Below are 22,195 nucleotides of genomic sequence, written 5' to 3'. Positions count from 1 at the left end.
ATCGGAGATGACTAACTTCTTAAACGCTGTAGTACAGCTCGAACTCTACCGGATGCGGAGTCATGCGAACGCGGTCGTTTTCTTCAACGCGCAGAGCGATGTAAGCATCGATCGCTTCGTCAGTGAACACGCCGCCCGCCGTCAGGAACTCGCGGTCTTCGTTCAGGCAGTTCAGTGCTTCTTCCAGAGAACCTGCAACTTGTGGGATCTCTTTCGCTTCTTCTGGCGGCAGGTCATACAGGTTTTTGTCCATTGCTTCGCCTGGGTGGATCTTGTTTTTGATACCGTCAAGACCAGCCATCAGCAGAGCTGCGAAGCACAGGTACGGGTTAGCCGCCGGGTCCGGGAAGCGCACTTCGATACGACGTGCTTTCGGAGACGCAACCACTGGGATACGGATAGATGCAGAACGGTTACGGGCGGAGTAAGCCAGCATAACCGGTGCTTCGTAACCCGGGACCAGACGCTTGTAGGAGTTGGTGGTTGGGTTCGCCAGCGCATTGATCGCTTTAGCGTGTTTGATTACGCCACCGATGTAGAACAGTGCCTGCTCAGACAGACCTGCATATTTGTCACCAGAGAACAGGTTGGTACCGTTCTTGGACAGAGACATGTGGCAGTGCATACCGGAACCGTTATCACCGAACATTGGTTTTGGCATGAAGGTCGCGGTTTTACCGAAACGGTGCGCGACGTTGTGAACCACATATTTGTAGATCTGAATTTCGTCCGCTTTTTTGGTCATAGTGTTGAAGCGGGTTGCCACTTCGTTCTGACCAGCAGTTGCCACTTCGTGGTGGTGAGCTTCAACAACCAGGCCCATTTCTTCCATCACCAGACACATGGTAGAACGCAGGTCTTGTGCGGAATCGACAGGTGGAACTGGGAAGTAACCGCCTTTAACAGCTGGACGGTGGCCTTTGTTGCCGCCTTCGTATTTGGTGCCGGTGTTCCATGCGCCTTCGATATCATCGATAGCAACGTGGGAGCCGGAGATAGAGCTACCGAAACGCACGTCGTCGAACAGGAAGAACTCTGGCTCTGGCCCGAACAGAACGGTATCCGCGATGCCGGTGGAGCGCAGATATTCTTCAGCGCGTTTAGCGATGGAACGCGGGTCACGGTCATAACCTTGCAGGGTGCCAGGCTCAAGGATGTCACAACGAATGATCAGAGTAGACTCTTCGAAGAACGGGTCCATGACAGCCGTGGAAGCGTCTGGCATCAGAACCATGTCAGATTCGTTGATACCTTTCCAGCCACCGATAGAGGAGCCGTCAAACATTTTGCCTTCTTCGAAGAACTCGGCATTTACCTGATGAGCAGGAATTGTGACGTGCTGTTCTTTACCTTTGGTATCGGTGAAGCGCAGATCAACAAACTTCACTTCATGCTCGTTCAGCATCGTCAAAACGTGTTCAGCGGACATACTTAAACTCTCCCGGATTTGTCAGTGTCGTCGTGGTAACGAACTATTCTTGGCACTGCTTAATGTGGCGTTGTTGCCTTGAAAAAGATAAAGCGAAATCTGTGCCAACTTTTAAATACACCCCAAAAGGCGTTATGATGCGCACCATAGTGCAAAAGGGCTGCACCACGATGGATATACTGCACCAAAATAGTGCTTATGTGTGAAATGTGGGCACTATTTTGGTGCAATTTGCGTGATTAGGCCCTTTTTACTCTTCGTGAAAGCGATCACACGACAACTCTGCGATACTTGTTTGCAGAGGATGTTTGTGATCCTGTTTAGTCCTGCGATTAATCCGTGTACAATAACGCGCTATTTCTAAATGCCTGAGGCAAAGTTGTGATCGAAAATCTGCGTAACATCGCCATCATCGCGCACGTCGACCATGGTAAAACTACCCTGGTTGATAAGCTGCTGCAGCAATCTGGTACTTTCAGTAACGAACGTGCTGAAGCCACCGAACGCGTGATGGACTCCAATGATTTGGAGAAAGAGCGTGGGATTACCATCCTCGCTAAAAACACCGCTATCAAATGGAATGACTACCGTATCAACATCGTTGATACCCCAGGGCACGCCGACTTCGGTGGTGAAGTTGAACGTGTAATGTCCATGGTAGACTCCGTTCTGCTGGTCGTTGACGCAATGGATGGCCCAATGCCGCAGACGCGCTTCGTAACCAAAAAGGCATTCGCCCATGGTTTGAAGCCGATCGTGGTTATCAACAAGGTTGACCGTCCTGGCGCTCGTCCTGACTGGGTTGTTGATCAGGTCTTCGACCTGTTCGTAAACCTGGATGCGACTGACGAACAGCTCGACTTCCCAATCATCTATGCATCTGCACTGATGGGTATTGCGGGTAACGAGCACACCGATATGGCGGAAGATATGACCCCGCTGTACCAGGCGATCGTTGACCACGTTAAAGCACCAAACGTTGACCTTGATGGCCCGCTGCAGATGCAAATCTCCCAGCTGGACTACAACAGCTACGTGGGTGTTATCGGCATCGGCCGCATCAAACGCGGTAAAGTGAAGCCGAACCAGCAGGTCACTATCATTGATAGCGAAGGCAAAACCCGTAACGGTAAAGTCGGTAAAGTCCTGGGCCACCTCGGTCTGGAACGTATCGAATCTGCTGAAGCGGAAGCTGGCGATATCATTGCAATCACCGGTCTGGGCGAACTGAACATCTCTGACACCATCTGCGACGTGCAGGCGGTAGAAGCGCTGCCAGCGCTGTCTGTTGATGAACCAACCGTAACCATGTTCTTCAACGTCAACACCTCTCCGTTCTGTGGTAAAGAAGGTAAGTACGTGACTTCACGTCAGATCCTTGACCGCCTGAACAAAGAGCTGGTGCACAACGTGGCACTGCGTGTTGACGAAACCGAAGATGCGGATGCATTCCGTGTATCCGGTCGTGGTGAGCTCCACCTGTCCGTTCTCATCGAAAATATGCGTCGTGAAGGCTTCGAACTGGCTGTGTCCCGTCCGAAAGTTATCAACCGTATGATCGATGGTCGTATGCAAGAGCCGTTCGAGAACGTGACTCTGGACATCGAAGAACAGCACCAGGGTTCTGTAATGCAGGCAATGGGCGAGCGTAAGGGCGATGTCAAAGACATGATCCCTGACGGCAAAGGCCGTATTCGTCTGGATTACCTGATCCCGGCACGTGGCCTGATCGGCTTCCGTACCGAGTTCATGACCATGACTTCCGGTACGGGTCTGCTGTACTCCACCTTCAGCCACTACGACGACGTTCGTGCGGGCGAAATCGGCCAGCGTAACAACGGCGTGCTGATTTCTAACGGCCAGGGTAAAGCAGTCGCGTTTGCGCTGTTCAGCCTGCAGGACCGCGGTAAGCTGTTCCTGGGTCACGGTGCAGAAGTTTACGAAGGCCAGATCATCGGTATTCACAGTCGTTCTAACGACCTGACTGTAAACTGCCTGACCGGTAAGAAACTGACCAACATGCGTGCGTCCGGTACTGACGAAGCGACAACTCTGGTTCCTGCACAGAAGATGTCCCTGGAACAGGCTCTTGAGTTCATTGATGACGACGAACTGGTAGAAGTAACACCGACTTCTGTCCGTATCCGTAAACGTCACCTGACCGAGAACGACCGTAAACGTGCTGGCCGTGGTCCTAAAGACGCGTAAGCTTCTTTGAACTAAGCCTTCAGCCGGGTTGAGTTAACGCTCACCCGGCCATTAAAAAGCCGCTGATTCAGCGGCTTTTTTTATGATTTCAACCGTCCATGCAACCTGATATTGCCCAACTTTGACGCAAAGTGCGTCCCCACGTCATTCACAACCCGCAGTTTTCCAGTCCTAAACATCATCTCTGTAGTCAAACCAGCCCTTTCCCGCTACAGTTATTTTTCCATGACACAAAAGGAGAGGATCATGCTCTATATCTTTGATTTAGGTAATGTGATTGTCGACATCGACTTCAACCGCGTGTTTGGGGCGTGGAGTGATTTCAGCCGCGTGCCGCTGGCAACGCTGAAGCAGAATTTCGTCATGGGCGAGGCTTTTCATCAGCACGAGCGCGGTGAAATAACGGATGAAACGTTTGCACAAGCGCTGTGCCATGAGATGGATCTGTCGTTGAGCTACGAGCAGTTTGCTCATGGCTGGCAGGCCATTTTTGTCGGCCTGCGTCCGGACGTGATTGCCATCATGCACACGCTGCGTGAGCAGGGCCATCGCGTGGTCGTACTGTCTAACACCAACCGTTTGCACACGACCTTCTGGCCGGATGAATACCCGGAAGTGCGCGCTGCGGCAGATCATATCTATCTTTCACAAGAAATGGGTATGCGTAAGCCGGAAACGAGAATTTATCAGCGGGTACTGGAAGCGGAAGGTTTCACGGCCGACAATACGGTCTTTTTCGACGATAACGCCGATAATATTGAAGGCGCCAACCAACTGGGGATCACCAGCATTCTGGTGACCGGCAAAGAAACCATCCCCGGGTATTTTGCGAAACAGCTATGATAAAAAACGTTCATCAAAAAGCCTCCCGTCACGCCAGGCCGCTGGTTGCCTGGCTGAAATTACTCTGGCGACGCATTGATGAAGACAATATGACGACGTTGGCCGGCAATCTGGCGTATGTGTCGTTACTCTCTCTGGTACCGTTGATCGCTGTTATTTTTGCCCTGTTCGCGGCATTTCCTATGTTTTCCGATGTCAGCATTACACTCAGCCATTTTGTCTTCGCCAACTTTTTGCCCGCGACCGGCGACGTTATCCAGCGCTATATTGAACAGTTTGTGGCCAACTCCAGCAAAATGACGGCGGTGGGTGCCTGTGGGCTTATCGTGACCGCGCTCTTGTTGATGTATGCCATTGATAGTGCATTGAATACCATCTGGCGCAGCAAACGCGTGCGGCCCAAAATCTACTCTTTCGCCGTCTATTGGATGATATTGACCCTGGGGCCACTGCTGGTCGGGGCGAGTCTGGTCATCAGTTCTTATCTGCTGTCATTGCGCTGGGCGAGCGAGCTTAACGGCGTCATCGATAACGGTCTGCGCATCTTTCCGCTGCTGCTCTCCTGGATTTCCTTCTGGATGCTTTACAGCATCGTTCCGACCACGCGGGTGCTAAATCGCGATGCGGTGCTCGGGGCGCTGGTGGCGGCGCTTCTGTTTGAGCTGGGTAAAAAAGGGTTCGCCCTTTACATCACCACGTTCCCGTCTTATCAGCTGATTTATGGCGTGCTATCGGTCATCCCCATTTTGTTTGTTTGGGTCTACTGGACGTGGTGCATCGTCTTGCTTGGTGCGGAAATAACTGTCACTCTCGGGGAATATCGAAAACTTAAACTCGCTGCATTACAACAAGAAGACGAACAACCATGATTGCATTAATTCAGCGCGTAGCCCGTGCCAGCGTCACCGTGGAGGGCGAGTTGACGGGTGAAATTGGCCAGGGACTTTTGGTGTTATTGGGTGTCGAAAAGGAAGATGACGAGCAGAAAGCGAATCGTCTGTGCGAACGCGTTCTGGGTTACCGAATTTTTAGCGATGCCGACGGTAAAATGAATCTCAACGTGCAGCAGGCTGGCGGCAGCGTGCTGGTGGTGTCGCAGTTTACACTCGCGGCGGACACCGGGCGCGGTATGCGACCGGGTTTTTCCCGCGGTGCGGATCCGGATCGTGCAGAAGCACTCTATGAATATTTTGTTGAGCGTTGCCGCCAGCAAGAAATGCCTACTCAGACTGGGCGTTTTGCTGCGGATATGCAGGTTTCCCTTGTTAACGACGGTCCCGTGACCTTCTGGTTACAGGTATGAGCCTTCAGGCAGGTTGGGCGCGGGCCGCAAAAGAGAGTTCCGCTATGTATCACCTTCGAGTACCGCAAACGGAAGAAGAATTAGCGTGTTATTACCAGTTCCGCTGGGAAATGCTGCGCAAGCCGCTGCATCAGCCGCAGGGCTCTGAGCGTGATGCCTGGGACGCTATGGCGCATCATCAGATGGTGGTGGATGAAGCGGGTAAGCTGGTGGCGGTAGGCCGCCTGTATATTAATGGCGATAACGAAGCCTCTATTCGCTTCATGGCGGCAGACCCGTCGGTGCAGGGTAAAGGTCTCGGCACGCTGATGGCGATGACGCTGGAGTCCGTAGCGCGGCAGGAAGGCGTGAAGCGCGTGACTTGTAGCGCCCGTGAAGACGCCGTCGAATTCTTTGCCAAGCTCGGTTTCGTGAACCAGGGTGAAATCACCACGCCACAAACGACGCCGATTCGGCACTTCCTGATGATTAAACCCATCGCGACGCTCGATGATATCCTGCATCGCGGTGACTGGTGCGGACAGCTTCAGCAGGCATGGTATGAACACATTCCGCTGAGCGAGAAAATGGGTGTACGTATCCAGCAATACACCGGGCAAAAATTCATCACCACCATGCCGGAAATCGGCAACCAGAATCCGCATCATACCCTTTTCGCTGGTAGCCTGTTTTCCCTCGCAACGTTGACCGGCTGGGGATTGATCTGGCTGATGTTGCGCGAGCGTCATCTCGGCGGCACGATCATTCTGGCAGATGCCCACATTCGCTATAGCAAACCGATCAGCGGCAAGCCAAGTGCGATAGCCGATCTCGGTTCGCTCAGCGGTGACCTCGACCGACTGGCCCGTGGCCGTAAAGCCCGCGTTCAGCTGCAGGTTGAGCTATTCGGTGACGATACCTCTGGTGCGATTTTTGAAGGCATCTTCATGGTCTTGCCCGCTAAACCTTTCGGGCCGCTGGAAGAGGGCGGCAACGAAGAGGAGTAGTGAGCGAAGATGTAGCTCAGAATTCATTTGTTGATTCAGTATGCGGATATCCCTTTATCCGCATACTGATAAAATCTGACAGTTACCCAGGACCATGGTGACGACACCCCATTAATGAGAATTGTACAATCTCGCTTCATCTGCGGGTTGTTAAAGGCGAACAACCTTAGAATGCAACTCGGCGAGCCACATCGTTCATTACTCGCCGAGCCGATGCACTGATCCCTGCTAACTGAAAGAAGCCGTGGATTACGCCTGCATATTCCTGATGAGAGCAGTTTACCCTTTGATTCTGCATGCGTCTGTGTAGCTCTTTTCCCTCATCGTACAGAGGGTCGTATTCGGCGGTAATGATATGCACCGGTGGCAGACCGTTAAAATCGTCGCGCCATAACGGGCTGGCTTCTGGATGTTCTCGCGGTAGGTCGGCCAGATACATTTCATAACCACTGAGCAGCGTATCGCGGGTAATCACGTAATCTTCGCCGTTACGGATATAGCTTTCACAGCTCGCAGTGGCATCAAGCATTGGGTAGATCAGCAACAGCTGTGCGGGCAGCCATTGACCCGATTTTTTCAGGCGAAGTGTGGTTACCAGCGCCAGATGTCCTCCCGCACTGTCACCCGCTAGCGTGATTTGATTGGGGTTGATCCCGAATAGTGAGGCGTTTCGCCACACAATATCGGCCCCTTTTAGCGCATCGTCATGCGCTGTCGGGTACGTGAATTCTGGAGCTTGGCGATACTCTACGGCAATCACATGACAGTTGCCCTGGTACGCCAGTTGACGCAGTTGCTTCTCGTGAGTGGTAACGCCACCGCTGATAAAGCAGCCGCCATGGTAGTAAATGACCGCAGGACGCGGGTTGCTGAGCAGCAAAGGCGAGGCGACCCAAAAACGAATGCCTTCGTGTTCGAAAGAGCGTGTCTGGACTCGCATTTCTTTATCCCCAGCCAGCACCGTGCTGGCTACGTATCCGGCTCTGCGTTCTTCTATGCTCTGAGTTCTGGACGAGGGTCTGCCCGCTGCAATGAAGCCGTTAACCAACTCCGCAATACCTGCTTCCAGTGCCATTTTGTTATCCATTTTGCTGTATGCATATCCAGACTTATAACCTGGAATTTGCTATTTGAAAACCGCCATTTCCTGTCTTCTCCGGATTCTGGAAAGCGGCTCGCAAAAGCGATTATGACTAGAAATTCTGGCTTTAATCACACGTCCATACTCTGTATTTTGTCTATTTATTAACCGCTTGTGATATACTGGAGATATATATGGGTATCGTGGTTGGAATAGATATGGGTCGAATATTACTCGATTTGCCGGATGAGGCGATTAAACGTCTCGATGATCTTAAGCAGCATCGTAACCTTCCACGAGCGGAATTGTTGCGTGAGGCAGTAGAGCAATACCTTGAAAGTCAGAGTCAGTCTGCGATTGTCAATGCCTTGGGGATTTGGCAAGAGTGTGGTGAAGAGGGTGTTGAATACCAAAGAAAACTGCGTGCGGAGTGGCAGTGAGAATGCAGGCCGCTCTTTTTGACACTAATATACTCATCGATCTTTTTAGCGGGCATCATGAAGCGATGGAGACTATCGAAAAATATGCTTCACGGCGGGCTATTAGCCTGGCGTCATAACGCCGTACTGCTTGTAGGTCGGGCAATTCGCATTACCCGACCTTACATGAGTTACTCCCCTTCGCCCGGGAACAGGAACGGGTTGATGGAACTGCGGGCAAAGCCCTCTTGTTCCATGCGCGCATCCAGCACCAGAGAGGCGAGGTCGTCGGCCACGGGCTCGACGTTGGGGTCTTTTTCCTGATACAGGATTTTGAGGTAGGTTCCGCAGTCGCCACAGCTTTCGGCTTTGACGGAGGCCTGCTCGTTATCCAGTGACCAGTAGTGTAAATCGCGGCTCTGCTCGCAGTTACTGCACTTCACACGCACCACGTGCCATTCGGATTCACACAGGTTGCAGTGCAAGTAGCGCAGCCCTTGGGTGGTACCAATTTGCACAACGCTCGACACCGGCATTGAACCGCATACCGGGCAGAACTGGCGATGTTCGCCATATTCCGCGCGGGCTTTCCCCGGAATAAGGTTCGCCATTTGCGCCCAGTACAGCGACAGCGCGGCCCAGATGAACGGGGCTTTATCGCTGCTGACGGAGGAAAAATCAGACGCCAACAGTGCTGATGCCATCTCTTCCAGCTCAGTGTCGGACGCTTTTTCAAGGTTCTCGATAACTGCCAGCGCCGGGCCACTCATTTCAGGTTTCAGCTCCGCAATCATCGATTGCAAAAGTTTCTGCCAGTGCTTATCGCGCGGCAGCGTGCTGATATCCAGCGGCGGTTTGCCCTGGTCTGCCGCTTCTTTGATGCGCGCAGTCAGATCCATTTGCAGCGGGTGGTCGTAAAGCACCACTTCCTGGGCGTGGGATATGAGCGCCGCAAAGCGCAGGTATTCGCCAAGCGGATTATCCTGCGCCAGCTGCAGCAGGCGTTCCGCTCTGCGGTGATAAAGATTTTTCAGTCGCGGGAATAATAACGGCGGAATTGCTTCCGCCGTACGTTTCTCGCTACTCCCCAGTTCATCTTGTGGGATTATGCGAATACTCATTCGGTCGATTTTTCCTCTTTCTGGCGGACTTCACGGTACCAGCGCGGGTGATGTTTTTTCGCCCATGCGCTGGTGACCCAGCCTTCCACCATCGCGGTAATGGTACCTTTGACCCAAAGGGCCGCGTAGATATGCACCATAATAACCACAATTAACGCGACTGCGGCAAATGAATGCAGCATTAGTGCGATGCGGATAATCGGGATTGGGAAGGCTGGCGCGAAGTAAGGTCGCCAGATAATCACGCCGCTCACCAGCAGCAGCACCAGGAAGATAATCGCCGCCCAGAAAACGCACTTCTGGCCGAAATTGTATCGACCTGTGTCACCCACTTCCTCGTTGACGATAATCTTACGGATATTCTTCGCCCAGAAGATATCGTCCCGATTGATGAGGTTGTGATGCCAGTAACGGAAGAACATGATGATGAACGAAGCGAACATCACCACCCCGACGAACGGATGCAGAATACGCGCCAGCTGCGGCGTGCCGAGAATATGCATCAGCCAGTTGAAGGATGGGAAGAAAAAGCCCAGCCCGCTCACCGATGCCAGAATAAAGCAGAAGGCGGTGACCCAGTGGTTGATGCGTTCCGGCGCGGTGTAGCGCACGATGGTGTCACGACGTTTCATTTGCGCACCTCGTCTTTCTCTTCATGCAGATTATCCTCTTCCTCATCGGCGCGGTTTGGACCGACCCCGACGTAGTGGAAGATGCTGGCCGCAAAGGTTGCTGCGAAGCCAACTGCCGCGAGCGGTTTCCAGATACCTTTCCAGAATTTAACGGTTTGACTGATTTCCGGGTTTTCCGGCAGACCATGATACAAACCTGGCTTGTCGGCATGATGCAGGACGTACATCACGTGCGTACCGCCGACGCCCGCAGGGTCGTATAGACCCGCGTTATCATACCCGCGCGTTATCAGTTCAGTGACACGCTCGCCCGCCAGCACTTTCATATCCTCTTTAGAACCAAAGTGGATAGCGCCGGTTGGGCACGTTTTCACACATGCCGGCTCCTGGCCCACGGTGACGCGGTCGACGCACAGCGTACATTTGTAGACGCGATTGTCTTCCGGGTTCAGACGCGGTACATCAAACGGGCAGCCTGCGATGCAGTATCCACAACCGATGCACTGTTCAGACTGGAAGTCGACGATGCCGTTGGCATACTGAATGATAGCCCCTTCCGCCGGACATGCTTTCAGACAACCAGGGTCGGCGCAGTGCATGCAGCCATCCTTACGGATAAGCCATTCCAGTTTGTCGTTCTGCTCGACTTCCGAAAAGCGCATCACGGTCCATGATTTTGCGGTCAAATCCGCCGGGTTGTCATACACCCCGACGTTGTGACCGATTTCATCACGGATATCGTTCCACTCCGAACAGGCCACCTGACAGGCTTTGCAGCCGATGCAGGTGGTCACGTCGATGAGTTTCGCCACTTCCTGTTGATGATCCCGCGCCTGAGGCGCGGGCGTGAAACCGTTAGTCGCGGAACGGCGAATAATATCTTGTGATTGATAAGCCATAAGTCGTCTCCGCTAGACCTTTTCCACGTTTACGAGGAAGGATTTAAACTCCGGCGTCTGGGTGTTGGCATCGCCAACAAACGGCGTCAGGGTATTCGCGATAAAGCCTTTCTTCGCGACGCCCTGATAACCCCAGTGGATAGGAATCCCGATGGTATCCACGTCTTTGCCGTCCACTTTTAGCGTGCGGATACGTTTGGTCACCACCGCCTTGGCTTTGATATAGCCGCGGTTGGAGGTGACTTTCACCGTGTCGCCATGGCCGATGCCGAGTTTACCCGCCAGCTTCTCACCTATCTCGATGAACTGTTCCGGCTGTGCGATAGCGTTCAGCAACGCGTGCTTAGTCCAATAGTGGAAGTGCTCGGTCAGACGATACGTGGTCCCAACGTACGGGAACTTATCGTGCTTACCCATCGCTTCCATATCGTCTTTGAACACGCGTGCGGCCGGGTTCGAAATGACGTTCGGGTGCAGTGGGTTGGTGCCAAGTGGCGTTTCAAACGGCTCGTAGTGTTCCGGGAACGGCCCTTCTGCCATCTTATCGAGAGCAAACAGGCGTCCCATTCCTTCGGGTTGCATGATGAATGGCCCAACGTCAGTACCCGGCGCTGCGGTGCTGTAGTCTGGAATATCCACGCCGCCCCATTTCGCGCCATCCCATTTGATCAGCTGGCGCTTCGGATCCCAAGGTTTACCCTGTGGGTCTGCGGAAGCACGGTTATACAGGATGCGGCGGTTCAGCGGCCACGCCCACGCCCAGCCGAGCGTATTGCCCAGGCCTGATGGGTCGGCGTTATCGCGACGCGCCATCTGGTTGCCATCCGGCGTCCAGCTGCCGGCAAAAATCCAGCAGCCGCTGGCGGTCGTACCGTCATCACGTAGCTGCGCAAACGAGCTGAGCTGTTGGCCTTTTTTGACGATAACCGCACCGGTAGCCGGGTCGGTAACGTCTGCCAGCGCTTTGCCGTTACTTTCCATCGCCACTTCTTCCGAAGCAGGCTCGTCCGGCGTGGAGTAATTCCACGTCATGTTGAGCACTGGCTCAGGCGCCGGACCGCCGTCTTTGGCGTACATTTCACGCATACGCATGAAAATACCGGCCAGTATTTCACCATCGGTTTTGGCGATACCCGGGGCATCCGCGCCTTTCCAGTGCCACTGCAGCCAGCGGCCGGAGTTAACGATAGACCCGTTCTCTTCGGCGAAGCAGGTTGATGGCAGACGGAATACTTCGGTCTGGATTTTTGACGGGTCAACGTCGTTCTGCTCGCCGTGGTTCTGCCAGAAGGTCGACGTTTCAGTATTCAGCGGATCGATGGTGACGAGGAACTTCAGCTTCGACATCGAGGCCACAATCTTGTTTTTGTTCGGGAACGAGGCCACCGGGTTAAAGCCCTGGCAGATGTAGCCGTTCACCTGACCTTTGTACATCATGTCAAAGTACTGCAGAACGTCGTAGCCTTTGTCCCACTTCGGCAACCAGTCAAAGCCCCAGCTATTTTCCGCTGTCGCCTTGTCACCGTAGAAGGATTTCATCATCGAGACGAAAAACTTCGGATAGTTGCCCCAGTAGTTCACCTGGCCTTCCAGCAGCGGTTTAGGCGTGTTGGCGGTCAGATAGGTTTGCAGGTCAGTTTGTTTTTCGCTTGGCAGCGTCATGTAGCCCGGCAGGCTTTGCGACAGCAGACCAAGGTCGGTCAGGCCCTGAATATTGGAGTGACCGCGCAGGGCATTCACGCCGCCGCCAGCCATACCCATATTGCCGAGCAACAGCTGGATCATCGCCATGGTGCGGATATTTTGCGCGCCGACGGAGTGCTGCGTCCAGCCAAGGGCATACAGGAATGAGGCGGTTTTATCGTGGACGCTGGTTTCCGCGATGTACTCGCAGACTTTCAGGAAGTCAGCTTTCGGCGTACCACAAATGTTCTCAACCATCTCTGGCGTATAGCGGGAAACGTGCTCTTTCAGCAGGTTCCACACGCAGCGTGGGTGAGTCAGCGTGGTGTCGCGTTTGGCGTGGCCGTTTTCGTCCAGCTCATAGTTCCAGCTGGTTTTATCGTACTTGCGTGCGTCGGCGTCATAACCCGAGAACAGACCGTCGTCGAACGCGTAATCTTCGCGCACAATCAGGCTGGCGTTGGTATACGCCTCGGTGTATTCGCGGTTAATTTTTTCGTTATTCAGCAGATACAGAATAACCCCGGACAAGAAGGTAATGTCCGTGCCGGAACGAATCGGCGTATAGAAATCGGCGACCGATGCCGTACGCGTAAAGCGTGGATCGATAACGATAAGTTTGGCGCCATTATGTATTTTGGCTTCCATCGCCCAGCGGAACCCGACCGGATGCGCTTCAGCGGCGTTACCGCCCATCACCACTACCAGGTTGGCGTTTTTAATATCCACCCAGTGGTTGGTCATCGCACCGCGACCAAATGTTGGAGCAAGACTTGCTACCGTTGGTCCGTGTCAGACGCGTGCCTGGTTGTCCACCGCGAGCATACCGAGCGCACGGGAGAATTTCTGGGTTAAATAGCCGGTTTCGTTACTGGACGCAGACGCACACAGCATACCGGTGGAGAGCCAGCGGTTGACGGTGGTGCCTTCGGCGTTTTGTGCGATGAAGTTGGCATCACGATCGGCTTTCATCAGTTTGGCGATGCGTTCGAACGCGTCGTCCCAGCTGATTTGCTGCCATTTATCGGAGCCCGGTGCACGGTATTCAGGATATTTCAGGCGGCTTTCGGAGTGGATGAAATCCACCAGACCCGCGCCTTTTGGGCAAAGCGCCCCACGGTTTACCGGATGATCCGGGTCGCCTTCGATATGGAAGATGGATGCTTTGGCGTTCTTTGCTCCGTCACCGAGGCTGTACATCAACAGCCCACAACCGACAGAACAATATGTGCAGGTATTACGGGTTTCACGGGTGCGTAGCAGTTTGTACTGCCGCGTTTCCGCCAGCGCTACGCTTGGGGCAAACCCCAAAGCAGCTGCCGTTGTGCCTGCCATACCGCCAGCGCAGATCTTAAAGAACTGCCTTCTGCTGACCTGCATGGTCACTCCTTGTTTCGACATTGCTTCCCCGTCGCCACTCAATACCTAAACCGCTAAGGGGATGGATTGTTATTTACCTTTGCGGTCGTTGCCACAAAGGTTCAGAATTGGGGTAATCTCCCTCATTCCTGGAGGGATATGCCTTCAGAATACCACAATGTGTGTGCGTTTGTTCTAATACGGTTAATGTAAAGTGAACGAAAAATCATCAGAACAGGTTGGTAATGTGAGTGATATCACTGGAATGCGTCAGGTGAATCTCTGGAAGCGCCAGGATTTACACCACACTCAGCAGGACGAGCTCGCGGAAGAGGTCCCCGTGGCGTTGGTCTACAACGGTATTTCACATGTGGTGATGATGGCATCTCCGAAGGATCTGATGCTTTTTGCCATCGGTTTCTCCCTCTCCGAAGGAATTATTGAAAACCGATCGGAAATTTTCGGGATGGAAGTGCTGCAGGTCTGTAACGGACTCGAAGTGCAGATTGAACTCTCCAGCCGTCGTTTTATGGCGCTCAAAGAACGCCGTCGCGCGCTGGCCGGACGCACAGGCTGCGGCGTTTGCGGCGTGGAACAGCTCGATGATGTGGGCCGCCCGATTGCACCGCTTCTGTTCACCCAGACTTTCAGCCTCAAATATCTCGATCTCGCGCTCGAACACCTCAATGATGTCCAGCCGGTGGGCCGCCTGACGGGCTGCACCCACGCTGCTGCGTGGGTTACCCCTAACGGCACGCTGGCGGGCGGAATGGAAGACGTTGGTCGCCATGTGGCGCTGGATAAACTGCTGGGACGACGTGCGGGAGAAGGTGACGCCTGGCAGCAGGGCGCAGTGCTGGTCTCCAGCCGGGCCAGCTATGAAATGGTACAGAAAGCCGCGATGTGTGGCGTAGAAATCCTGTTCGCTGTCTCGGCAGCGACGACGCTGGCGGTCGAAGTGGCTGAGCGCTGCAACCTGACGCTGGTGGGCTTCTGCAAACCGGGCAGGGCGACGATTTATACCCATCCTCAGCGCCTTTTGGGCGGCTGATTTTAATTCAATTAATTTGAATGACGTAAGCAAAACCTTCCGCTATTCGTTGTCAGTATGTGGGTTTATTATTTATCACATCAAGGCTAAGTGCCTTACCAAGACAACTTAACTGAAGGGTATACATCATGAAAATCATCAAAACTTTTGTCGCAGTTATCGCTCTCGCAACGTCATTCGGTTCTTTCGCTGCACAGACTGTCACCGCAACCTCTTCCACCATCGACGGTGCAGAAGCGAAAATTGCAGCACAGGCTCAGGAAGCTGGCGCAGCTTCTTACACCATTACCCAGGCTTTCACCGGTAACCGTGTACACATGACCGCTGAGTTAAATAAGTAAGTCATAGCCACTGTCCTTGGCTCGTCATGAGCCCGGGACAGGTTTCATTCCCGCAGCAACCGCACAAACTCTTCCGCACTTTTTAATCCCGCAATTTTCCCCGGTAAATGCTTGTACAACGTTCTGGCCAGATAACTGAATATTTTCAGTTCATGGCGGGCAGATGCGCTGGCGCAGGCGATCAACAAATGACTCACCGGCTCATGGTTGACGACAACAGACCGGGAAAGCGCAATGAAATAGCCACGAAATGAGGTCTCTTTTTCGCTCCAGCAATGGGGAATAGCCAGTTGATTGACGATCAAATTCTCCCCTTCCTGCTCACGCTGGCAAATACGCCAGGCTTCCTCATCGGTGAGATGCCCTTGTCTGACCAGACGCTGACTGACCCGCGCGCAAATCTCAAGCCATGTATCGTTGGGCTGATTTTCTTCATGGAAACATGCATCGACGGGAAATAATCTCTCCAGATTCTGGCGGATATACACGGTATCGAGGAAATCTTTAATCTGCCCGATGCCCGCCGGGGTGATGATATTGCGGATATTGAGTACATTGTTGAGGTTGACGTTGAGCTCAAGATGACTGTTATTGATGATACAAACCGGCTGGATTTCGTCACGCAGGCCCATCAATCCGGGCAGACTACGCGCAACATGCACCCGACAGTTAGGCACATCCCGCTCGATAGCCAGCTTGTTAATGGTGGCGATGGCGTTTTGCTCGGCGAGCAAAATCACCGGCTGCCGGTCTGTTTGATGGCGTTCCAGTGCACAGGCGAAATACAGCCCAATCAAGTCGCTGTCAGAAACGATAATCCCCAGCCGTTCCCGCAGCAGGCCGATAAAGCGAATGCTCATATCAAACGCCACGGGCCATGCGGCTTTCAGGTTATTCATGCTGCTCTGACGGCTTTCCGCCACCCATACCGGTGATGCGGCACAGCGCGTCACGTGTCCGGTTAAATCCTCAATAAGCTGTGGGTCCTGCACGCCACCCGGATGGTCGATCAACGCATCATCCAGCAGCTGTTGAATCACCTGCTGATCGACGCGAGTGGCCTGCTGTTGCAGGTTATCCAGCAGCGACAGCAGCATGCCCAGTGACCTCTGATTAAAATAAAACCCTGCATTCTCAATACATAAAGCGATTTCGTGATCCCCATCGGCAAGGGACGCGCTGCGGATAAGATTTCGCATGGCCCATACCGCCAACACCACGCTCACCACATAATCGCGGTGGATGGTCGGCCAGGCCTGAATCATATTGATGCCGGTAGTTAATCGTTCGACGGCGGCGTAATTAAAGCCAGTGAGAGAGGAAACAAATGGATCTTTTTTTAGCAAGTTAGCGAGGATCAGAATCTGCCGGGCTTCAGGCTCGTCGATGAAGTATCCGACGCCGGGCCGACCGGCAATGATGAAGACCTTTTCATAGCGCTGGCGCAGTTTCACCAGTTTGTCCGCAATCAATGTTTCGGGAAGATTCAGCGCATCAGCCAGCTGAAGACGGGTAGTAAACCCATTGAGCAACAGCAGCGCCAGTAGCTGATCGTCGTTGTCATGGCGCTGAAGCAGCTGGAAATAGTGCTTTCTGTCGAGAATGTCCAGCTGCACGCCTGCGTTGCCCTGACTGGTTACCCGAGCGCGTCCGCTGAGCGTAAAATTCAGATAATCAATGTCTCGCGAAATAGTCCGCGCGGAAACGCCAGCGTGTTGCGCCAGTTCCGCAAGGGAACTGGGCTGATGTTCCAGTTTTTCCAGAAGAGAAAGCTGACGGTCGTTAAGCATCCTGTTGTTACCTGAAATCCCGCAAAGCCGCCACGGTATCACCATTCAGCCGCTGTAAAAGTGTGCGGATCACGGTAAACAACGTGTCGTAATCTTTTTCAGAAATCATCCCGTTATTGGCGTGCAAGTAGCGTGTTGGCAGACACAATGCCAGCACCGGGCGACCACCGCCCATTACGTTATAGCGCCCGCCGTCGGTGGCACCGGTTTTCATGATGCAGAACTGCACGTCACTCTCGGTCTGGCTGGCGCACTCTTTCAGCATTGCGGTCAGTTTCTGATTGGGGAAATAACGCTTATCGAACAGCATCGCAGCCGGACCGTGCCCGAGTTTAAGCGGAAATTTCACGCTATCGATGCCTGGCACATCGCCCGCTACGGCGGTATCCAGCACAATGACCACGTCCGGCTTGATGTGCTCGGCTGAGGTCTGCGCTCCGCGCAGGCCGACTTCCTCTTCCACGCTCGCCACGCCGAACAGCGTAATGTCCGGGTTATTGATCGTATGGAACAGCTCGGCCATCAGGGCGCAGCCTGCACGGTTATCCAGCGCTTTGCCGACAATTTTATCGTCTCCCCAATGGGCGAAATGCGCCTCTGGGCTGATGAAATCACCAATGCAGATACCGAAATTTTCCACCTGTTCACGGCTGTTGGCGCCAATATCGATAAACATTTCGTCGAAATCGACAGGGTGCTGCTTTTGCTTTTCGCTCAATGCATGAGGGGCCACAGAGCCGATCACGCCGGGCACGTGTTTCCCGGTGCGGGTGCGGATTGTCACCCGATGATTGAGCATCGACTGGCTCCACCAGCCGCCGATGGTGGCGAAACGCAGAAAACCGTCATCGGTAATGTGACTGACCATAAAGCCGACTTCATCCATATGACCGACAATCGCGACCTTCGGCCCGCGGTTGCCTTTGCGGGCGATAAAACTGCCCAGGCCATCGAAACTGATGTCATCCGCACAGCCTTCGAGCGTCGCCCGCAAAATATCGCGAACTTCCTGTTCATCACCACTGACGGCAGTGGCATTGCAGAGTTGCTTAAGCAGTTCGTTGTTCATTTAGAATGACCTTTTTCGCCGTTTTGCGCTTCAGCCAAAGGCCTTTGAGCACAATAATCAATGTGATATTGAGTGCCAGGCCACATGCCAGCACCAGATAGAACGACCCGACCGGCGACATCAGCCCGATCAGCGGATCAAACACACCAAGTCCCGGCGCCAGACGCTGAATGCCAAAGGCGATAACCAGCATGCCGGTGATGCCGCCGCTCAGGGTATTGGCGGTGATCATCGGCAGTGGGGCGGCCAATGCATACGGAATCGCTGGTTCGGTGGCGACGGTAGCGCCCACTACAATCGCGCTGCTAGCCGCGCTTTTTTCCTGTTGGGTGAAGAGCTTCGGCGCAATATAGGTGGCGATCCCGGCGGCCATTGGCGGCATCAGCGCTACCACGCCCACGATGGCGTACCAGTCGTAAATGTGTTTTTCGAGCAGTGAGAAGCAGAAGAACCATGCGGTTTTGTTGATCGGGCCGCCCATATCAAACGCCAGCATCGCGCCAACCAGGAACGCCGCACCGAGCTTCATTGACGGCGGAATGGTGTTGAGGAAATGCAGCAGGCCGCCCATCAGGTCGGACATAAACGGCCCAACGATGTAGTAAGTCAGTACGCCAAACAGCAGCAGTGTGACGAAAGGGATAAGCATCGAACCGAGTAACGGTTGCAGGGCTTTGCCGAGGCGCACCTTGCGAAACCACAAGACGAAATAGCCGATAGCCAGACCCAGCACCACTGCGCCGAGAAAACCCGCACCGGACTGTGTGCCGAGCAGGGCTTTGTCATTCGCCAGATAGCACACCAAAAATGCCGGCGCGAAGGCCGGTTTATCGCCAATCGACGACGCGATATATGCACCCATAATGGGGATCATAAAGGTGAAGCCGAGATAGCCGATGGACTCGACCACCCAGGTAAATGACGGCGCACCTTTGGCCATATCGGTGTACGGCAGGCCCATTTGCACCAGCATATTGGCAATCGCCACCAGGATGCCGCCGCCAATGACAAACGGTAGCGCAGCAGAAACGCCCGCCATCAAATGGCTCATCACGCTGCCCTGCGTCACGTCCTGCTTTCCCAGTTTCATGCTGCTATCGGCAGTGAACACCTGCGAATGGGTCGATAGCTGAGGGAAAATGGCGTCGATATTTTTCAGCGCCTGAGATATCGGGATTTCGTAGACTTTTTTGCCAACGAAACGCTGCCGATCATCATTACTAATACCGCGTCCGGTGGCGAGGATCACGTAATCGGCGGCGTCGATTTCCGCATCGCTCAGGCGGTTTTCGACGCCGCTTGAACCCTGAGTTTCCACCCGAATGATATGTCCGAGCTGGCGGGCTTTTTGTTCCAGCGCTTCGGCCACCATATAGGTGTGCGCGATCCCCGCCGGGCAGTTAGTGATGGCAACAACGCGTAATGACGATTCCATGGCCGGTTCCTGTTAGTCGCTGAGCGTGTGATTGAGCTGCGTGAGAATTTGGCTGACGTCGCCCTGTTGCAGCTGGCTGATAAAGTCGGCGTGGATAATCTTGCGGCACAGCGCACCGATCATTTTCACCTGGTTTTCTTCCCCTTCCTGCGGAACGCCGATGCAAATCCAACCGTTCACCGGTTCGCCGTCTGCGGCCTGCCAGTCAACGGGATTTTCTCGGCGGGCAAACAGAACGAAAGGATGTTTAACCACGCGGCTTTTGCCATGCGGCACCGCGATGCCGGAACCAAAGCCAGTGGAGTGCAACTTTTCTCGCTGCAACAGCGTTTGCAGAAACTGGTTTTTATCGCTGATAAAGCCGCGGGTGAACGCCATATCGGCCAGCGATTTCAGAATGGAATAGGGCGTATTGCCACTGATGTTGAGGTTGATGCAGTCGGGGGTAAGAGGCGCCATGCTGATAATCCGTCTAAAAAACAGACACTCAGTGTAGCGGGCAGAAGGGATAACGCTGATGAGCAATATGTCGCGCGGGCGTGACAGAAACTGCGCTAAGTTTTGCGGGCTGGCGCACACTCAGACGCGGGGCCTGAGTGTGTTACCGATTAGTGCAGACCGAAGTAGCGCAGCAGCGCGGTGACCACCGCCGCCGATAAAATCACCACGATAAGCGGCATTTTGCGCCAGGCGAGAAACACTGCCACCGCCACGCCGAGGACGCGCGCGCTACCGGCAAAATGGCTGCCTTCGAAGAACGTTGCCGCCAGCGCAACGGCAAACAGTAAGGTCGTCGCGGCGTCGTTGAGTATCGCCTGCGAACGCTCGGACAGCGCCAGTTTATTGCCGAGTTTGGTGCCACCAAAGCGCATCAAATACGTGCCGACGGACAACACTGCGATACCCGCAATAATCCATAATGTCTCGCCCATCATTTTTTCCTCGCAAACAGGCCCAGCAGCGACAACAGTACCGGCACGCCTGCGGGTGTAAACGGCACAGCGGCTAACGACAGTGCTGCACCGCTCATCGCGCGGATTAGCGTGGTGCGATGTTTAAAGGCCGGGATCACCAGCGCCACGAGGATGGCCGGGAACACTGCATCGAGGCCGATGGTTTCAGGGGACGGCAGCAATTTGCCTACGCCGCTGCCCAACAACACGCCGAGTGGCCAGAGGATTGCTACGCCGCAGCCGCACAGCCAATAAGCGGCTTTACGTTGTTCGGGCGTCGGTTGTGACATGCCAAACACCACACTTTCGTCGTTCATGACATGGCAGCCAAGCAGGCCGATGGCGCGCTTGCCGACCAGGTTACGCACCGCGACGCCGAAGGGAATATGACGGGCGTTGACCAGTAAACCTGCGACGGCGGCCGCCAGTGGATTGCCACCGCTGACAATAATCCCGAGGAACATAAATTCAGAGGCTCCGGCCAGCACCAGCGTCGATAGCGCCAACGGTACCCACAGTGGAAAGCCCCATGACATCGCCAGCGAGCCATAGGAAACCCCGACTACGCCAACCGCCAGGTCGACCAGAAGAATTGCTTTAATGGTGTCGCTTTTCAGGCAAGCGAGGTGACGTCGGAACATAGAAATTTAGCCATATCGAACGAATTTTCATTATAATGAACGCTGTTGAGTTGATTTACAAGATGAACGATTCGTTCGATTTATAAAACACGGAGCCGTGTATGACACAGCCAATCAGCGTGATCTCCCGCAGTCTGGTGCGCGAACGCCAGCGCACCGGGCTTTCATTGGCCGAAATTGCCCGCCGTGCCGGGATAGCCAAGTCGACGCTGTCGCAGCTGGAAGCAGGCAACGGTAATCCTAGCCTGGAAACCCTGTGGTCGCTGTGTGTGGCGCTGGATATTCCTTTCGCCCGACTGCTGGAGCCGCAGGCGTCAACCACCCAAGTACTTCGCCGCGGTGAAGGTACCAAAGTGGTGGCCGAGCAGGCCAACTATCAGGCCATTTTACTTGCCGCCTGCCCGCCAGGTGCGCGTCGTGACATTTATTTGTTAATGACTCAGCCGGGCGCAGACCGCATTTCTCAACCGCATCCGCCGGGTTCCGTTGAGCATATTATTGTGACTCAGGGCCGGGCGTTGGTGGGGTTAACGGAAGCGCCAGAAGAATTAGGCGAAGGGGATTACATTTGTTATCCCGCCGATCAGGAGCATGTATTCAAAGCACTTGAAGACGATACCCAAGCCATCCTGGTCGCAGAACAGAATTAACTATAACCGTCCTCAATAATGGGGGCGGTTTTTCGCTTAATTAATTCGTTTATTATATGATTTAAAATAATGGATGTTATCTCGCTCACGTTGTTGCCTCTTTTTATTATCACCTTTCCGCACTAAATAATATTATCTCTTATCTGTTGTATTCAGCGGGTTTCTGAATGAAATCAAGGGCTTTGTTGAATAAATCAGATTTGAGGCGAGTTTCCCCTGTAACAGCTCCGGCTCTCAGCCGATACGTACACTTTCTGGCATACCTGCCTTCGTCATTTTGTTCAGCGCACGCACCATGGCCA

The 22,195-nt window shown here is 53.9% G+C and carries 21 protein-coding genes and 1 pseudogene; 10 read left to right on the top strand and 12 right to left on the bottom strand.

What is annotated here, in order from left to right; all coding sequences use genetic code 11:
• Positions 1–19: 19 nt before the first annotated feature.
• Positions 20–1,429, bottom strand: coding sequence for a glutamate--ammonia ligase (gene glnA, locus MUU46_RS00625; RefSeq protein ID WP_110511901.1), 1,410 nt, complete (start codon positions 1,427–1,429; stop codon positions 20–22).
• A gap of 381 nt (positions 1,430–1,810) precedes the next feature.
• Here glnA and typA point away from each other — a divergent pair, with 381 nt between their 5' ends.
• The 5 genes from typA to fabY all read left to right on the top strand — a co-directional run bounded on the left by typA (position 1,811) and on the right by fabY (position 6,769).
• Positions 1,811–3,637, top strand: coding sequence for a ribosome-dependent GTPase TypA (gene typA, locus MUU46_RS00620; RefSeq protein ID WP_159761623.1), 1,827 nt, complete (start codon positions 1,811–1,813; stop codon positions 3,635–3,637).
• Positions 3,638–3,883: 246 nt separating this feature from the next.
• Complete coding sequence (gene yihX, locus MUU46_RS00615) at positions 3,884–4,480, top strand: glucose-1-phosphatase (protein WP_159761622.1); 597 nt, start codon at positions 3,884–3,886, stop codon at positions 4,478–4,480.
• Positions 4,477–5,349, top strand: a complete 873-nt coding sequence (locus tag MUU46_RS00610; RefSeq protein WP_159761621.1) for a virulence factor BrkB family protein — start codon at positions 4,477–4,479, stop codon at positions 5,347–5,349. Before yihX ends, MUU46_RS00610 begins: the two co-directional genes overlap by 4 nt.
• Positions 5,346–5,783: a D-aminoacyl-tRNA deacylase gene (gene dtd, locus MUU46_RS00605; protein ID WP_258964484.1), complete on the top strand. Its 438-nt coding sequence runs from the start codon at positions 5,346–5,348 to the stop codon at positions 5,781–5,783. The genes MUU46_RS00610 and dtd overlap by 4 nt, the downstream gene beginning before the upstream one ends.
• Positions 5,784–5,827: 44 nt before the next feature.
• Entirely contained in the window at positions 5,828–6,769 is a 942-nt protein-coding gene (gene fabY / locus MUU46_RS00600; RefSeq protein ID WP_159761636.1) for a fatty acid biosynthesis protein FabY, read from the top strand.
• 166 nt (positions 6,770–6,935) lie between these two features.
• Here fabY and MUU46_RS00595 read toward each other — a convergent pair whose 3' ends face one another.
• Positions 6,936–7,844 carry an alpha/beta hydrolase gene (locus tag MUU46_RS00595; protein ID WP_258964483.1) on the bottom strand — a complete coding sequence of 303 codons (909 nt, stop codon included), beginning with the start codon at positions 7,842–7,844 and terminating at the stop codon, positions 6,936–6,938.
• A 200-nt stretch (positions 7,845–8,044) separates the two neighbouring features.
• Between MUU46_RS00595 and MUU46_RS00590 the strand changes: the two genes are divergently transcribed.
• Together MUU46_RS00590 and MUU46_RS22925 are read left to right on the top strand one after the other, a co-directional pair.
• Complete coding sequence (locus tag MUU46_RS00590; protein WP_258964482.1) at positions 8,045–8,290, top strand: ribbon-helix-helix domain-containing protein; 246 nt, start codon at positions 8,045–8,047, stop codon at positions 8,288–8,290.
• A gap of 2 nt (positions 8,291–8,292) precedes the next feature.
• A pseudogene (locus MUU46_RS22925) lies at positions 8,293–8,400 on the top strand (VapC toxin family PIN domain ribonuclease); the annotation flags it as partial.
• A gap of 60 nt (positions 8,401–8,460) precedes the next feature.
• On the opposite strand, the gene fdhE reads toward MUU46_RS22925, so the two are convergent.
• The 4 genes from fdhE to fdnG are packed head-to-tail and all read right to left on the bottom strand — an operon-like array spanning position 8,461 to position 13,984.
• On the bottom strand, positions 8,461–9,390 hold the full coding sequence (gene fdhE / locus MUU46_RS00585; RefSeq protein ID WP_159761617.1) for a formate dehydrogenase accessory protein FdhE: 930 nt from the start codon (positions 9,388–9,390) through the stop codon (positions 8,461–8,463).
• Positions 9,387–10,022, bottom strand: coding sequence for a formate dehydrogenase cytochrome b556 subunit (gene fdoI, locus MUU46_RS00580; protein WP_159761616.1), 636 nt, complete (start codon positions 10,020–10,022; stop codon positions 9,387–9,389). Before fdoI ends, fdhE begins: the two co-directional genes overlap by 4 nt.
• Positions 10,019–10,921, bottom strand: coding sequence for a formate dehydrogenase subunit beta (fdxH, locus tag MUU46_RS00575; protein WP_258964481.1), 903 nt, complete (start codon positions 10,919–10,921; stop codon positions 10,019–10,021). The genes fdoI and fdxH overlap by 4 nt, the downstream gene beginning before the upstream one ends.
• Positions 10,922–10,933: 12 nt before the next feature.
• Positions 10,934–13,984, bottom strand: a complete 3,051-nt coding sequence (gene fdnG / locus MUU46_RS00570) for a formate dehydrogenase-N subunit alpha (protein WP_258964489.1) — start codon at positions 13,982–13,984, stop codon at positions 10,934–10,936.
• 193 nt (positions 13,985–14,177) lie between these two features.
• On the opposite strand from fdnG, the gene fdhD reads away from it, so the two are divergent.
• Both fdhD and MUU46_RS00560 read left to right on the top strand, forming a co-directional pair.
• On the top strand, positions 14,178–15,014 hold the full coding sequence (fdhD, locus tag MUU46_RS00565; protein ID WP_258964480.1) for a formate dehydrogenase accessory sulfurtransferase FdhD: 837 nt from the start codon (positions 14,178–14,180) through the stop codon (positions 15,012–15,014).
• Between the two features lie 128 nt (positions 15,015–15,142).
• On the top strand, positions 15,143–15,355 hold the full coding sequence (locus MUU46_RS00560) for a YdgH/BhsA/McbA-like domain containing protein (protein ID WP_258964479.1): 213 nt from the start codon (positions 15,143–15,145) through the stop codon (positions 15,353–15,355).
• Positions 15,356–15,399: 44 nt separating this feature from the next.
• Here MUU46_RS00560 and MUU46_RS00555 read toward each other — a convergent pair whose 3' ends face one another.
• The 6 genes from MUU46_RS00555 to MUU46_RS00530 form a co-directional block, all read right to left on the bottom strand.
• Entirely contained in the window at positions 15,400–17,145 is a 1,746-nt protein-coding gene (locus MUU46_RS00555) for a putative frv operon regulatory protein (RefSeq protein WP_258964478.1), read from the bottom strand.
• Positions 17,146–17,152: 7 nt separating this feature from the next.
• Positions 17,153–18,214: an aminopeptidase gene (locus MUU46_RS00550; protein WP_258964477.1), complete on the bottom strand. Its 1,062-nt coding sequence runs from the start codon at positions 18,212–18,214 to the stop codon at positions 17,153–17,155.
• Positions 18,195–19,649, bottom strand: a complete 1,455-nt coding sequence (locus tag MUU46_RS00545) for a PTS fructose-like transporter subunit IIBC (protein ID WP_258964476.1) — start codon at positions 19,647–19,649, stop codon at positions 18,195–18,197. The genes MUU46_RS00550 and MUU46_RS00545 overlap by 20 nt, the downstream gene beginning before the upstream one ends.
• A 12-nt stretch (positions 19,650–19,661) precedes the next feature.
• Positions 19,662–20,108 carry a PTS fructose transporter subunit IIA gene (locus tag MUU46_RS00540; RefSeq protein WP_258964475.1) on the bottom strand — a complete coding sequence of 149 codons (447 nt, stop codon included), beginning with the start codon at positions 20,106–20,108 and terminating at the stop codon, positions 19,662–19,664.
• Between the two features lie 149 nt (positions 20,109–20,257).
• Complete coding sequence (locus MUU46_RS00535; protein ID WP_159761608.1) at positions 20,258–20,581, bottom strand: AzlD domain-containing protein; 324 nt, start codon at positions 20,579–20,581, stop codon at positions 20,258–20,260.
• Positions 20,581–21,243, bottom strand: a complete 663-nt coding sequence (locus MUU46_RS00530) for an AzlC family ABC transporter permease (protein ID WP_159761607.1) — start codon at positions 21,241–21,243, stop codon at positions 20,581–20,583. The genes MUU46_RS00535 and MUU46_RS00530 overlap by 1 nt, the downstream gene beginning before the upstream one ends.
• A 101-nt stretch (positions 21,244–21,344) precedes the next feature.
• Between MUU46_RS00530 and MUU46_RS00525 the strand changes: the two genes are divergently transcribed.
• Positions 21,345–21,893 carry a helix-turn-helix domain-containing protein gene (locus tag MUU46_RS00525; protein ID WP_258964474.1) on the top strand — a complete coding sequence of 183 codons (549 nt, stop codon included), beginning with the start codon at positions 21,345–21,347 and terminating at the stop codon, positions 21,891–21,893.
• The last annotated feature ends 302 nt before the right edge of the window (positions 21,894–22,195 follow it).

The organism is Scandinavium tedordense, assembly GCF_024764965.1.
GTDB classification, from domain to species: Bacteria; Pseudomonadota; Gammaproteobacteria; order Enterobacterales; family Enterobacteriaceae; genus Scandinavium; species Scandinavium tedordense.
Note: the sequence above shows the minus strand (reverse complement) of the source record. Positions and strands in the feature narration are given on the sequence as shown.